General features: G+C 42.7%; 12 protein-coding genes and 1 pseudogene. 5 read left to right on the top strand and 8 right to left on the bottom strand.

Annotated elements, in window-relative coordinates; genetic code table 11:
* The first annotated feature begins 5 nt into the window (after positions 1 to 5).
* Positions 6 to 1871, top strand: coding sequence for a M56 family metallopeptidase (locus AC59IL_RS27150; RefSeq protein ID WP_496555369.1), 1866 nt, complete (start codon positions 6 to 8; stop codon positions 1869 to 1871).
* 126 nt (positions 1872 to 1997) lie between these two features.
* On the opposite strand, the pseudogene AC59IL_RS27145 reads toward AC59IL_RS27150, so the two are convergent.
* Positions 1998 to 2345 (bottom strand): annotated as a pseudogene (locus AC59IL_RS27145) (carboxylesterase family protein); the annotation flags it as partial.
* A 127-nt stretch (positions 2346 to 2472) separates the two neighbouring features.
* Between AC59IL_RS27145 and AC59IL_RS27140 the strand changes: the two are divergent.
* Together AC59IL_RS27140 and AC59IL_RS27135 are read left to right on the top strand one after the other, a co-directional pair.
* Positions 2473 to 4134, top strand: a complete 1662-nt coding sequence (locus AC59IL_RS27140) for a sensor histidine kinase (protein ID WP_496555368.1) — start codon at positions 2473 to 2475, stop codon at positions 4132 to 4134.
* Positions 4131 to 4886 carry a LytR/AlgR family response regulator transcription factor gene (locus AC59IL_RS27135; RefSeq protein WP_496555367.1) on the top strand — a complete coding sequence of 252 codons (756 nt, stop codon included), beginning with the start codon at positions 4131 to 4133 and terminating at the stop codon, positions 4884 to 4886. Before AC59IL_RS27140 ends, AC59IL_RS27135 begins: the two co-directional genes overlap by 4 nt.
* Positions 4887 to 6311: 1425 nt before the next feature.
* On the opposite strand, the gene AC59IL_RS27130 is transcribed toward AC59IL_RS27135, so the two are convergent.
* The gene (locus AC59IL_RS27130) at positions 6312 to 6935 is read right to left on the bottom strand and encodes a WbqC family protein (protein WP_496555366.1); all 624 of its coding nucleotides are present in this window, start codon (positions 6933 to 6935) and stop codon (positions 6312 to 6314) included.
* Between the two features lie 295 nt (positions 6936 to 7230).
* Between AC59IL_RS27130 and AC59IL_RS27125 the strand changes: the two genes are divergently transcribed.
* A complete protein-coding gene (locus AC59IL_RS27125; protein WP_496555365.1) occupies positions 7231 to 7680 on the top strand; it encodes an LEA/WHy family protein in 450 nt (149 codons plus the stop codon).
* Between the two features lie 528 nt (positions 7681 to 8208).
* Here the strand turns inward: AC59IL_RS27125 and AC59IL_RS27120 are convergent.
* The gene (locus AC59IL_RS27120; RefSeq protein ID WP_496555364.1) at positions 8209 to 8577 is read right to left on the bottom strand and encodes a heavy-metal-associated domain-containing protein; all 369 of its coding nucleotides are present in this window, start codon (positions 8575 to 8577) and stop codon (positions 8209 to 8211) included.
* Between the two features lie 300 nt (positions 8578 to 8877).
* Positions 8878 to 9513 (bottom strand): orotate phosphoribosyltransferase, encoded by a 636-nt coding sequence (gene pyrE / locus AC59IL_RS27115; protein WP_496555363.1) that lies wholly within the window; start codon positions 9511 to 9513, stop codon positions 8878 to 8880.
* 203 nt (positions 9514 to 9716) lie between these two features.
* Here pyrE and AC59IL_RS27110 point away from each other — a divergent pair, with 203 nt between their 5' ends.
* Entirely contained in the window at positions 9717 to 10340 is a 624-nt protein-coding gene (locus tag AC59IL_RS27110) for an NUDIX hydrolase (RefSeq protein WP_496555362.1), read from the top strand.
* Between the two features lie 357 nt (positions 10341 to 10697).
* Here the strand turns inward: AC59IL_RS27110 and AC59IL_RS27105 are convergent, their stop codons facing one another.
* The 4 genes from AC59IL_RS27105 to pyrR all read right to left on the bottom strand — a co-directional run bounded on the left by AC59IL_RS27105 (position 10698) and on the right by pyrR (position 13532).
* Positions 10698 to 11123, bottom strand: coding sequence for a hotdog fold thioesterase (locus AC59IL_RS27105; protein ID WP_496555361.1), 426 nt, complete (start codon positions 11121 to 11123; stop codon positions 10698 to 10700).
* Positions 11124 to 11248: 125 nt separating this feature from the next.
* Positions 11249 to 11713 carry a pantetheine-phosphate adenylyltransferase gene (gene coaD / locus AC59IL_RS27100; protein WP_496555360.1) on the bottom strand — a complete coding sequence of 155 codons (465 nt, stop codon included), beginning with the start codon at positions 11711 to 11713 and terminating at the stop codon, positions 11249 to 11251.
* 118 nt (positions 11714 to 11831) lie between these two features.
* Positions 11832 to 12773: an aspartate carbamoyltransferase catalytic subunit gene (locus AC59IL_RS27095; protein ID WP_496555359.1), complete on the bottom strand. Its 942-nt coding sequence runs from the start codon at positions 12771 to 12773 to the stop codon at positions 11832 to 11834.
* Between the two features lie 237 nt (positions 12774 to 13010).
* Positions 13011 to 13532 (bottom strand): bifunctional pyr operon transcriptional regulator/uracil phosphoribosyltransferase PyrR, encoded by a 522-nt coding sequence (gene pyrR / locus AC59IL_RS27090; RefSeq protein WP_496555358.1) that lies wholly within the window; start codon positions 13530 to 13532, stop codon positions 13011 to 13013.
* Positions 13533 to 13619: the final 87 nt, after the last annotated feature.

The raw sequence follows: 13619 nt of genomic DNA, 5'->3' as shown, positions 1-13619 counted from the left end.
AACCAATGAATTTGATCCAATCTGCTTTTCTTAAAGCGTTGGGATGGTCATTACTGGACAGCTTATGGCAAATGGCTTTGTTATGGCTGGTGTATATAGGGCTCACGGCGAACGGAAGAAAATTACTATCCCGTCAACGACATACAATTGCCCTGTTATCGCTTGCCGCAGGTTCAATGTGGTTTTTAATTACCCTCATTGTTAACTTTTACAAAGCCGCCAAAGGTGTGCCCGTTGTAACTTTATATGTAACGGATACTGATACTACCTATATTTCGGCTTCGTGGCCCGATGCAATTATCCGTTGGTTCGAGCCTGCCCTGCCCTTTTTATCGATGGCTTATTTGCTGGCAGCCGCTTTCCTGTTCATTCGTTTTTATATTCAATACCGCCAAACACAATTATTATTTACTACCGGCTTACAAAAAGCCGACCCTGAGTGGAGAGCTTTTCTGCAACAGGTGGCAGGCCGTATGGGCATTAAAAAGAAAGTGCAGATATGGTTATCGTCATTGGTTGATACACCGGTTACACTGGGCTTCTGGAAACCGGTTATTTTATTGCCTGTAGCTGCGGTTAATCACCTTACATTGAAACAGGCCGAAGCAATTATTCTGCACGAACTGAACCATATTCGCCGCAACGATTACTTAGTGAATTTACTGATCGCCTGTGTTGATGTGGTGCTGTTCTTTAATCCTTTTGCAAAGCTGCTTACAAAGATCATTCGCAACGAACGCGAAAACTGTTGCGACGACCTGGTGCTGCAGTTTTGCTACGAACCGCAAAGCTATGCACGTGCCCTGCTTTCGTTGGAACAAAATCGCGTTGCCACCAATGCTTTGGTACTGGCGGCAACGGGTAAAGACAAATATTTTTTATTAAACAGGGTTAAACGCATACTTGGAAAAGAACCGGTACGCCGCAATCCACTGAACCAAAAGCTGGCAGCCTGGTTGCTGTCGTCGATGCTTATAGCATTTATAGGATGGTACAATCCCGGCAACATTATTATAAAAAAGATAGATGAGGTGCGGCTGCAAACGGCGCCAACCGAAACCGGAATTTCATTTGCCACACCTGCCGTACAAAATATTCCTATCGAAGAGGAGCCGGAGGTAGCTGATTGTAAAGAAACTCCTTCGAAAAAAAATAAAAAAGACGCCTGCCCCGATAGTAAAGATCCCTTTAAAAAACTTGAACAGATTATTGAATTAACGACCGATGCCAAACTGGCCGCACTCAGCAAACAGTTTGATAAAGTGCAGGTGCAATTGCAGGAACCAATGGCCGGTTTTGTAAATAATGTTGAAATAACTGATTATTCAATGCCTGAAACGAATCCTGTGGCCCCTGCTCCACCAGCCCGGGATATTTATCCTTATGTTCCAGGCAACAGCTTCTTATGTCAACCGGTAGAAGACACAGCGCTTCCGAAAAAATACATCATGACGTATAACGATGTAAAAGCAAAGGAAGCCATGGATAAAGCGCTGAAAGCACTGCAGCAGATCGACTGGAAAAAACTGGAATCCGATATAAAGTCGCAGTCGAAGAAAGTTGATATGATGCAGATACAGCGCGAAATTGAAAAAGCCATGCAACAGCTCGACTGGAAGAAGATCAACGACGAATCACAGCAGCCCCTTGATGAAGCCAACACCCAGATACAAAAGTTGCAGAACGATTACGTGGTGCAGTTAGGCAATTATCAAAGGGAGCGCGCCCTGAAACAGGAAAAATTGAAACAGGCCCAGCAACTGATACTGATGGACCGTTTACAGCAGCGCGAAGAGCTGAAGAAACTGGAAGAAGAGAAGAAAAAAGAATGCACTACGGTAAAAAAGAAGAAGAAAATAGTTCAGATCTAAATAAAGGCACAAGGCACAAGGTTCAAGGAACAAGGTACCCAGGGGTTAATTACAGCCCCTACAAGTAAATGATACCCCCCCGGATCTTTGGCAATTGCTTATCGCCAATTGCCAATTGACTATTGGCTATTGACTTTGTTTCTTTACCTCCTTCAACATCCACTCATATATCACTGGCTTTTCGTACAGGTACTGTATGCCATGTCCCTCATTTTCCAAACGGGTAAATTGAACGTTTCCTCCACATTGTCGCAGCCTGTTTACCAGCCGTTCAGTTTCGTTTATATCAATCAGGTTATCGGCTGTGCCGTGAAAAGTCCATACAGGCACACGCCTGATCCTGCATATTTGGGTTGAATCATTACAACCACCACATAAAGGAACAATGGCCGCAAACGTAGTGGGATGATCCATAGCCACCTGCCAGGTGCCAAAACCTCCTATGCTAATACCGGTTACATAAACGCGGTTGTTTGGTTTTCCCGGGTCTTGTTACCTTGTTTTTGTTCAAAACTACTAAATTCACATCCGCAACAACACAATGCACATTTTCACAATACATCAGTAGTTCCATCGCTGATTTTTGATGAAAATTATCGACATGAGAAAAACATTTTTCCTTTTACTCCTCTTTTCCTGTATCATCATTCAGGAAACTTTTTCGCAAATCAGATTAAGCACCGATTGGAGCATCGATTCAATACGGGGTAATGTGACCTGGTATTCAACTAATTTTCCGGGCAAAATAAGCGACTCTGTTCCCCTGCTGATGACAGCCATACCTGATAATGGCATTGTGAACGCCGGCGATATGGATATGAATACCCCTTTGGATATAACGTTCGAAGGATCGTTATACAGGTTCAGATCAACGCTGTTAGATCACGCCAACAAATTATATACCTACGATTCTTCTGAAGTTTATTTTATAACGCCGCGCATATATAGGAATAATGCTGCTGATTATGAATACCGGGTTACATTAAATGCCAAAACTATAATTACTCCCTGGACCGCCATTACCCGTTTTTCCGACAATACTGAAAATACCTTCAAAAAAGGGGTTGCTTACCTCGGTGGCTACAAAACCACCTGGGGCAACTATATCATTGTTGAATTAAGAAAAAAGGGAACTGATACCAGCTTCACATCATCTGTTGTTTACTGGAAGGAAACCAAACCCAAAGTTCGTTCCATATATACAACAAAAAATTTAAACGACTTTTTTAACCTCCTTAAAAATCCGTACAACAGCAGTGTAAAATCCGGTATTTCGCCCCTGCATGCAGAATTTCCATCTACTGAAAATTCCATCATCTATTATCTGTCGGCAGATATTAATAAAAAAGAAGAAGTGGAATACCAGCTGATGCAGGATGGAAGAATAATCAACGAGTGGAAGCCGAACGATTACGACAATAATTTCATCTGGTTGAAAGATCTGAAGCCCGGCAAATACCAGTTGCAGATACGGTACAGCAGGCAGCGCCACAACGTATCGACCTACGATTTTGAAATAAAACCGGCCTGGCACCAAACATCTGCATTCAAAATAACTGCAGGCAGCTTAATCGCTGCCTTTTTTGGTTTTATTGTTTTATTGTTCAGGTTAAGGACCATTCGCAGGAAAATTGAAAAAGAACGGTTGACAAAAGAAAAATTAAAGCTTGAATTAAAATCGGTATATGCCCAGTTGAACCCCCATTTTATTTTTAACGCCCTCAGCTCAATACAGGCCCTCGTTAATAAAAACGATCCCGACACAGCCAATCAATATCTTTCTGAGTTTGGTAGCCTGTTACGGAATGCACTCGCCAATGCCAATAAAGACTTCAATACCCTCGATAACGAAATCGCCACAATGGATAGATACCTGAAGCTGGAACAACTGCGTTTTGGTTTTTTGTATCAGATTCAGGTTGATGCGGCTATCAATGCCGTTGAAACAATCATCCCTTCCCTGCTGTTACAGCCCCTGCTCGAAAATGCCGTTAAACATGGGGTGGCGGGCATGCACCAACAGGGAAATATTCAACTGCATTTTATTAAACAAAAAAATGATATGCAGGTAGCGGTTTGCGACAACGGAAAAGGCTTCGTGGCCGGCGACAAACCTGTAAACGGACATGGCTTACAACTGACCCGCGAACGAATCAGACTGCTGAACGAAATGCCTGGCAATGGCAGTATAACACTGATTATTTCAGAAAATGGAACTTCGGGCAGCCGAATAGTAATTGATTTCAAAAACTGGTTACAATGACAATAAAGGCCGTTTTGATCGATGATGAAATAAATAACCTCCAAAACCTGCAGCAATTATTGAGCAGGCATTGCCCCGAAATGCAGGTGCTCGCCACCGCCCTTTCGGCCGATGAAGGACGGCAGATCATTCTTCAACACCAGCCCGATGTGGTTTTCCTCGATATTCAAATGCCCGGTAAAAACGGGTTCGACCTGCTGCGGTCGCTGTCGAACCATGAATTTGATGTCATTTTTGTTACGGCTTTCGATCAGTACGGCATTCAGGCGGTAAAATTTGCCGCCATCGATTACCTGTTAAAACCCATTAATACCGAAGAACTGCAAACAGCGGTTAGCCGGGTTGTAGCCAAAAGCCGCAATAAAAAACAAAACCTGCAGCTGGAGAACTTAATCAATCTTTTCAGGCAACAAAAAGAAGATCAGCGCATAGCATTGCCCACCCAAAAAGAAACCCGGTTTATTGCCACCGGGCAAATCATCCGGTGCGAATCGTCGAATAACTACACCAGCTTTTATTTATCGAACGAAGAAAAGATCATTGTTTCGAAACCCATTTATGAATACGAAGAGCTGTTGGCTGGTTACGGATTTATCCGCTGTCACCAGTCACACCTGGTAAATAAAAAATATATAAAAAGTCTGATAAAGGAAGATGGCGGTTACCTGTTACTCGAAAACGGTACCCAGGTTCCGGTGGCCCGGAATAAAAAAGAGATGGTTATTGAAGCGATGAAGAATGTTGGGCAATAGAGTGGTGAATGGTCAATGGTCAATGGTGAAACAGCAAACGACAACACGTTCTGTTTCCCTGTCAACCCTTTCAACTTGGTAACCTTTCAACGTTTCAACTAATCAACCTGTCAACTTCTTACTTCCGACTTCAGGCTTCGGACTTCAGACTTCAGTTTTCCCAAAGCCGCCGCAAACAGGTCTGTTTGGGCAGACCTGTGCAGGCAGCAGATTAACGGGAGTTTCATGCCAACCGGGATAAGTTCCGGAAGTTATGGTTGCGTTCACTCCATTGTCATCTGGTACAATGATTATTGACAACAAATCACGTGTCAAATTTACGAAGTGAAAAATACTATTCCTGATCCAATTGATATTCGTGCACTTTTTACGATAAGTGTGCAGATTTGGGTATTAAGCGTGCAGGAAAAAATCGGCTCCCAGCCTGAAAATATTTGAAAAAACCTTCAACTATTCATTCAATAAAAATTATTAATATAATGACTATCTGACAGAAAGAGGGTAATTGACCTTCGCATTCTCTTAATTACTTTATGCATGATTTTTTTCGATAAAATCCAAAACAACGTTTAAACACCATATTCCTTCACCCCAATCACATAATTTTTATTTTGAATATTTAATTTCTACCATATATCTAAAAAATCAAAAATATCCACAGCATTTTTGCCGATCCTTCGAACCCTTTTTTTAGCTGTTTGGTCAGCCGGATTTTGTTTAGATGAACCCGATTTTGTTTTTTGGATCAGCCCAATTTTTGAAGCCAGCATCCCTCAAAACACCCTTCTCCTGCCTGCCCATTTTTCAAAACACATTAAACATTTAGAGATATGCTTTCGGATTTCTTATCACTTCAATGTCCCGGGATCATAAAATCTAATTTCAAAATAATACAACATCGTTGCATACCGGTGAGTTACTTTTAAGACTTTTGGAAGCCCTTTTCCAGGCATTTTTTTAACCGGAAAATCGCTCCGGATTAAAAAACAAAATCCCGCCTTTGGCGGGATTTGTTGTTCGCAGTTGGTATTGGTTACGCAGACATTACCAAAAAAGATCGGGCATGCCCCTTTAAAAATTTATTAGAAAACCTACCCAAATTTATAGGTTGGTTCCTGTATTATTGATAAGCCGATTCGGAATAATTATCTGGATGTCGAAAAGCCGAGCCTGTAAAAACCATAACCTCAGTACAATTTCCTTATTCGTTTTCATCATTTAAAAAACACCAGATCGTTGGTAGGGTACAAACTAATATTCTGCATAGACAGCGAAACATACAAAGTAGCTGCAACAATTTTTTAAAACAGATAAACAAAATAAAAAAACCATCAGATTCCCGCAGTTCATGATAACCAACCGGTTATTACTTTGAATCTTTTTCCCATTTCCGTATTTGGGAAACAGTTACAAATCAGATAGCATTTACTCCTTCGCAGCCAGCTTTCCGGCGGCATTTTTTCCTTCGCAAAACAACAGGTCTAAAACCGACAGATGAGGAATAAATCCAATGCGTTCTTCAAAAACCTGGTGGTAATAAACCGGCCTGGGAAAGTCTGAATTGATCGATTTTGGCATCAGCCGGTTCCTGAAATCTTCAAGGTTCGGGTCGTCATAAACCGGCTCAAAAGAATGTGTACAAATTACATTAATCTGCATTCCTAACTTTCCCAACACCCACTCAAAACAGAGCCGGTTCCAGTCAACCAGATACTCAACCTGCTGCACGTACAACCCCTCCAGCTCATGTCCAAAAAAGTCGAACCAGGGCGACCGGTTGTAACACGAAGTGATGGTTTTCCAGTGTTGCCCCTGCCAGGGCTTCCGGTTGTCGATCACTACCTCCTTCATCGATTTTTTCTGCTCCCGGCCTTCCAACACCGGAATGCTCAGGTTGATCGGTCCGTTCGCTCCGGCAACCACGCAACGGTTCCTGAAACTCATTTTTCGCCACGGTTCATATATGTCAAATTTTATATCTGAAAACTGTATTGACTTTTTGAATAAGGTAACAGGTGGAAAATATTGACTATCAACTAATAATTCCATTTTATATAGTTTTGACCAAATTTTGTTTAAGATTGACTCAAAAACTGTGTAAACAATTCATTTTTAGTACTAAAAATTTGACATTTTAATTTCAATAAACTTCCATAAAATATCTGATAATTAAAATTTTACTTTAATTAAGTCTTACTAAAAATTATGGCACTCATTTTTTGGTGATTTTGACCGTTTTATGCTTATCTAAATCTAAAGTTATTAGCAAAGAAAAACCTAAAATACGTCGCCTTTTTTGGCCGGAGAAATTTATCCGTTACATTGTGCCTTAAAAATCACATACATGCGAAAAATGCTTTTTTGGATGGCCCTACCCCTGCTGGCAGTTGGGTGTGCAAAGCCGACCGGGTTCGATTACCTGGGGGTGAAAAATTTTAAGGTGCTAAGCTTTGGTTTGAAGGAGTCGACCGTGGCAGCGGATGTGGAATATTATAATCCGAACAGGTACCCGGTGACCATGAAAGGGGCGGCAGTGGATGTGTATGTGAACAATAATTTTTTCGGAAAAAGCACGCTCGACTCAACGGTTAATATTCCAAAAAAAGATACTTTTTTATTGCCGGTGGTTTTAAAAGTCGACATGAATAATACTGCGATGGGGATACTTCAGGCCCTGACTTCGGGGCGCGATAGTGTGCTGATCAAACTCGATGGAAAGGCAAAACTCGGTCGTGGAGGGATATATATAAACTGGCCGATCAGGTACGAAGGAAATCAAAAAATCAGGTTCTAAACCCGAGCGTAGTCGAAGGGCGAATGCCGAACGGCAAGTCCTGAGCCTGGTCGAAGGACATTCCATTTTTTGGAATTTAGGTTTTTTGAAATTTTTGCCTCCCACCCTTTTTCCAAAATCAGGAACTCAGTTTTTATGCAGGCAGCTCCAAAAATTTCTTCCCGAAATCAAAAAAAATTTTTGAAAAAAGTTGAAAGCAACGGCAGGTAACCAGGCAAAATGATGTTGAAGTGGATGTCGGAAAATGACGTTTTTGACGCCCCGGTAATTTTGAAGAAATTGTTTTTTTATTGACCGGTTCCGTGAAAAGTACAACCGGTGATCGTGAATCGGCAATCGGCAATCGTGAAAAATTTCCCGATTTTCAAACACGCCAACTATCGATTACCGACTGTCGGTTCACCATTCAGGATTCACGATTACAGTTCGTCGTTTGCCGATTTACGATTCACGACTGCCGATTGCCGACAAAAAAATCCCGCCGGATAAGGCGGGATTTTTTTATAAAAATGAGGTCAAAAAATTAAATTATTGATGCTCTCCCATGCCGCCGCCGTCTTCGGTTTTCTTGCAACATTTGGGTAATTTTTTATATGCTTCGGCATCGGCTTTTACATCATCGGCATCGTAACCGGCATTCGCAATGGCCGCTTTAATGTTTTCGATATTCGTGCGATCGGTTATAAAAGTGACTTTGGTAACATGCTTTTTAAAATCCACATTCGACTTTACTACCCCGTCTTCGGCTTTCAGATATTCTTCAATTCTTTTTTTACAGCTTTCGCATTGAACAGTTGGGGTTTGAATTGTTACGGTTTGATTTGTTTTTTTTGCCTGGGCCGACGAAAAAGTTGTGATTCCGATAACGGCAATGGCCAGTAAGATTAGTTTCTTCATACCACTTGTTTTTTCAAATTTAAACATTCCGTCACATCCCTGTTAGTTAATTTTTACCCGTGGCAACGCAAATGAATAGGTAGTTTTTGAAGTAAAAAACAGGTCAATCTGTCAGTTTTTTTGTTGGCCCAATTCACCAAAAAACAGGAAACCGGAGTGAAAATTTGCGCGATTTCTTACTTCTAATTTCATATTTCTTACATCTTATTTTCCTGCTTCAAACTTCTGACCTCCGGTTTCTGACTTCAACTTCCGATCTCAATCTCACACGCGCCCGGTAACAAATGGGAAATCCCCTGCTTATTTTCCCGTCCAGTTTCCCGGATCTTTACGCCAGTCCATAAGTATATTTTGCTGGTCGGCCGACACCATTCCTTTTTCAACAGCCAGCTCAATCAGGGTCGAATAATTGGTTAAAGAGATATAAGGCACCCCGGCTTTTTCAAAAGCTTCGGTGGCTACCGGGAATCCATAAGTAAAAATCGATACCATTCCAAGCACTTCCAGGCCGGCCGCTTTCACAACATCTACTACCTGCAGACTGCTTTTTCCGGTCGAAATCAGGTCTTCGATAACCACTACTTTTTGACCGGGGGTATAGTATCCCTCAATCTGGTTACCCAAACCATGCTCCTTGGGTTTCGGTCGAACGTATATATAAGGTAGTTTCAACTGGTCGGCCGCCATGGCTCCCCAGGCAATACCCGCGGTGGCAACTCCGGCCAACAATTCGGCTTCGGCAAATTGCTGAAACACCACATTGCACATTTCTGATTTTATAAACTCCCTAATAAAAGGAAATGATAACACCCTACGGTTATCGCAATAAATGGGGCTTTTCCATCCCGATGCCCAGGTAAAGGGTTGTGCAGGATTTAATTTAATAGCATTACTTTGTAATAACTTTTCGGCTACAGCCTTTTCGTTCGAAGACATATTAATTGAGTTAAATTCTTTTGAAGAACGGTTATAAAATTCGGTAAAACTTGTCGGAAGACGCCGGAACGCACCCTTCGGCTTAGCTCAGGGCTGCTGCGAAAATAAGGCACCCACTCCGAAGCGAAGTTGAAGACCGCCTTCCCGTGCAGTTTTAGCAGCGGCGAAATTGACTTTTGATACCTGAAAACTGAAAATAAGTTATGCACATAAAGATATACTTTAACGACAAACCGCTGTTCCTTACAGATGCCCTGAATGCCGATATTGAACCGTACAGGCACCACGATGATGCCGTGTTTATTGATGAATTTTCGCACGGTGGCATCAATTCCATGATCCATGAAATGCGCCAGGAAAAGGTGCATGCCGGAATTTATTTTCATAATAATGTAGAAGAACTGAGAAAAGCTTTCTGGAAGAAATTTATGCTGGTAAAGGCGGCCGGCGGATTAGTTTTGAACGAAGATGGAAAAATATTATTCATTTTCAGACGTGGAAAATGGGACCTGCCCAAAGGAAAGCTCGATGAAGGTGAAACGCTCGAAACCTGCGCCGTACGGGAGGTTCAGGAAGAAACCGGTTTGAAGAACGTACAACTAAAAAAACACCTTGTTACTACCTGGCATACCTACGACGAAAGCGGTCATCATATATTAAAAGAAACCTGGTGGTACCTGCTTTCTGCCTCCAAAAAAGAACCGCTGGTTCCGCAAACCATAGAACAGATCACCCAAATTGAATGGGTCGATCCGCAAAACCTCGAAAAATACGTTTCGAATACCTATCCGTCGATCATCGATGTGTTGAAAGCAGGAGGGTTCTGAGCGAAGTCGAAGAATCGCCGGTGAAATCCTGAGCGTAGTCGAAGGATTTATGGGTAGAAGGGAATTGTATTAGTTTTTTTGTTTCAAAAGCGAAGTTTTAGGTTTGAAAGCCCCTGCTCCATATCAGGGTCGTATCTGATTCGATTTTTGTCCGATAATTAACCGTCATTTTTCCGTGATTTGTCCGACCTATAGTCGGACGAAAGTCGGACCAAACCCGGACAAAAGTCGGACGAAATACGAAGCTGTTATGAATCAAAACCGAATTTAAACCGGTGGTTCACGCTGAAAACGGTGTTAACGGGAAGGTCTGCAACCTGCCGGCTGGTCGAAGGATTTATGGGTGCGATTCACCCCTTATTTCTTTAAAATAGCCACCGTTAACCGGCTTACACATACCAGTTTTTCGCGTTCGTCGTGAATTTTAATATCCCAAACATGGGTGGTGTTGCCAAGATGCAAAGGTGTTACCGTGCCGGTGACCCATCCTTCGCGCACACCACGAATGTGATTGGCATTTATTTCAATACCTACGCAAATAAAGTGGCCGGGATCGATGACAAGCGCCGATGCCACACTGCCCAGCGTTTCGGCCAGAACACAGGAAGCACCGCCGTGCAATAATCCGTATGGTTGCCGGGTTCTTTCATCTACCGGCATACGTGCTTTCAAATAATCGGGCCCCAGCTCAGTAAATTCAATACTTACATGCTCAACCATAGTGCCTTTGGTCATCATGCCGGTTATATCCGGTATCTGTAAATCTTTTTTAAACCAGATCATACGTTTAGTTTAAGCGTAACGCTCAACGCTTAACGCGAAACGCCCGGCAAAGATACCCAGCTTTCAGCGTTCAGCATTATGCGTTCAGCGTTCAGCCTTCAGCGTTCAGCGTTATGCATCAGGCGTTAAATGTCCTTCGCCACTATTTCGGGCAAAAACTGCTTTGCATTGCCACCGTTGCGCAATACGTCCCTTACCAGGGTTGAAGCTACAGAAGTGTATTGAGGCAAACAGGTAAGAAAAACGGTTTCGATGTTGTTATCCAGGCTGCGGTTCATATCGGCAATAGCCTTTTCATATTCAAAGTCGTTCACATATCGTATGCCGCGCACGATGAAATTAGCGCCAACACGACGGCAGCATTCTACTGTAAGACCTTCATATATCACCACACTAACAGAAGGGCTATCGCGGAAGATATCTTTTATCCATTGCATTCGCTGCTCTTCCGAAAACATAGCAGTTTTATTGGCATTTCGCCCGATACCGATGATCAGCCGGTCGAACAAAGGAAGTGCCCGGTGAATGATATCGAGGTGACCAATAGTAATAGGGTCAAAAGTTCCGGGAAATAAAGCAATGCGTTGCATGTGTGTAGATTAAAGCACCAAGATACGGAAATGAAAAATTAGAAATCAGTAATGAAAAATTAGAAAGTGAACCTTATAAATCGGTATTCTTTACTTTTCATTTAACATTCTTCATTTATTATTTTTCATTAACAGTTTCCCTGCCGCCCGATAACAGGTACAGCACCGCCATACGAACTGCAACGCCGTTTTCGACCTGCTGCAGAATGATGCTCTGGTTGCTGTCGGCTGCATCGCTATCCAACTCCACGCCTCTGTTGATGGGCCCGGGGTGCATAATGACTATTTTTTTATCGAGACTGTCGAGTAAGCGTTTGTTTATACCGTAAGCCAGACTGTACTCGCGCAACGAGGAAAACAATACCTGGTTCTGGCGTTCGAGCTGAATACGCAGCACATTGGCCACATCGCACCACTCAAGCGCTTTCTTCAGGTTGTACTCAACCCGTATGTCGAAGGCTTCCTGAATATATTTGGGAATAAGTGTAGGCGGACCGGCCACAGTTACTTCGGCGCCCATTTTTTTAAGCAGATAAATATTGCTCATGGCCACCCTTGAGTGCATGATATCGCCAATAATGGCCACTTTCAGGCCTTCGAGCCGGCCGAGTTTTTCGCGCATCGAAAAGGCATCGAGCAGCCCCTGTGTGGGATGTTCATTTATGCCATCGCCGGCATTTACAATGGCTGCCGGTATATGCTTCGCCAGAAAATGGGGAGCGCCGCTGGCACTATGCCGCATCACCACCATATCCACTTTCATCGACAAAATATTATTAACCGTATCCAGCAGGGATTCACCTTTCGAAACCGAAGAAGCGCTGGCAGTAAAATTTATAGTATCTGCACTCAGTCGTTTTTCAGCCAGTTCAAATGAAATTCTTGTACGCGTTGAATTTTCAAAAAACAAATTCACGATAGTTACATCCCGTAGGGAAGGAACTTTTTTAATAGGCCGCTGTAAAACTTCTTTGAATTGAGTGGCAGTATCTAAAATAGTCTGTATGTCGTGCCGGGTGAGATCCCTTATGCCGAGCAGATGTTTAACTGAAAGTTGCATTCTAAGATGCGAAATTAAGGGTTTAAGGTACAAGAAACAAGGCACAAGACTTTAAATTTGAGCATTCAAATTTTTCCCGGCCTTTCCTAATGTGCTGTACCTGAATCATGTTACTTTTATTTGTTGCCCGTAATCAACTGCAAAAGTCACGCGCATAGTTGAAGACACGGGCTTCCCGTTCATTTGACATAATCTTGTTTTTTAAGAATTACGCTTCCAACCTGAGCCTTGAACCTTTTACAAAAGAACCACTTCATCCTTCCCATCTCTTTGTTTCCAGAAAACCTTTACTTTCTGCGATACAATTGAATCGATGGAGCGGCCGGTATAATCGGGTTGAATGGGCAACTCACGGCTGAAGCGCCGGTCGATGAGAACGCATAATTCTACTTTGGCCGGACGGCCGAAATCGAGCAATGCGTCAAGGGCAGCCCTGATGGTGCGGCCTGTATACAGCACATCATCGATCAATACTACATTTTTATTTTCGATGCTGAAGGGAATATCGGTATGATTGGGTACATGCAGCTGGTTACGGATATCATCGCGGTAAAAAGTAATATCCAGCAGGCCATATTGCACTTTATCGGGTGGCGCCAGTTGCCTGATCACCTGTATCATTTGGTCTGATAAAAAAGTGCCACGCGGCTGAATGCCGATAAAAACAGTATTATCGAGGTTAATATTATTTTCCAGTATCTGGTGACTGAGCCGGCGAATCGTAATGGCCAGTTGCTGTTCATTTAGGATCGTCTTCAAGAAAATTTTTGATAAAAATAAACGCAAACCGGCAAATTAGGAAATAAGAAGTCAGATGCCGGCCCGAAGTGGAGAGTCAGATACCCG

It is taken from the genome of Niastella sp. sgz303648 (assembly GCF_059587045.1).
Note: the sequence above shows the minus strand (reverse complement) of the source record. Positions and strands in the feature narration are given on the sequence as shown.

Bases quoted from the DNA above. Each gene is read 5' to 3' on its own strand.
- AC59IL_RS27150 (WP_496555369.1), top strand. From the start codon at position 6: ATGAATTTGATCCAATCTGCTTTTCTTAAAGCGTTGGGATGGTCATTA.
- AC59IL_RS27130 (WP_496555366.1), bottom strand. From the start codon at position 6,935: ATGGAATTATTAGTTGATAGTCAATATTTTCCACCTGTTACCTTATTC.
- AC59IL_RS27095 (WP_496555359.1), bottom strand. From the start codon at position 12,773: ATGCAACTTTCAGTTAAACATCTGCTCGGCATAAGGGATCTCACCCGG.
- AC59IL_RS27105 (WP_496555361.1), bottom strand. From the start codon at position 11,123: ATGATCTGGTTTAAAAAAGATTTACAGATACCGGATATAACCGGCATG.
- AC59IL_RS27140 (WP_496555368.1), top strand. From the start codon at position 2,473: ATGAGAAAAACATTTTTCCTTTTACTCCTCTTTTCCTGTATCATCATT.
- AC59IL_RS27110 (WP_496555362.1), top strand. From the start codon at position 9,717: ATGCACATAAAGATATACTTTAACGACAAACCGCTGTTCCTTACAGAT.
- AC59IL_RS27125 (WP_496555365.1), top strand. From the start codon at position 7,231: ATGCGAAAAATGCTTTTTTGGATGGCCCTACCCCTGCTGGCAGTTGGG.
- AC59IL_RS27120 (WP_496555364.1), bottom strand. From the start codon at position 8,577: ATGAAGAAACTAATCTTACTGGCCATTGCCGTTATCGGAATCACAACT.
- pyrE (WP_496555363.1), bottom strand. From the start codon at position 9,513: ATGTCTTCGAACGAAAAGGCTGTAGCCGAAAAGTTATTACAAAGTAAT.
- AC59IL_RS27135 (WP_496555367.1), top strand. From the start codon at position 4,131: ATGACAATAAAGGCCGTTTTGATCGATGATGAAATAAATAACCTCCAA.
- coaD (WP_496555360.1), bottom strand. From the start codon at position 11,713: ATGCAACGCATTGCTTTATTTCCCGGAACTTTTGACCCTATTACTATT.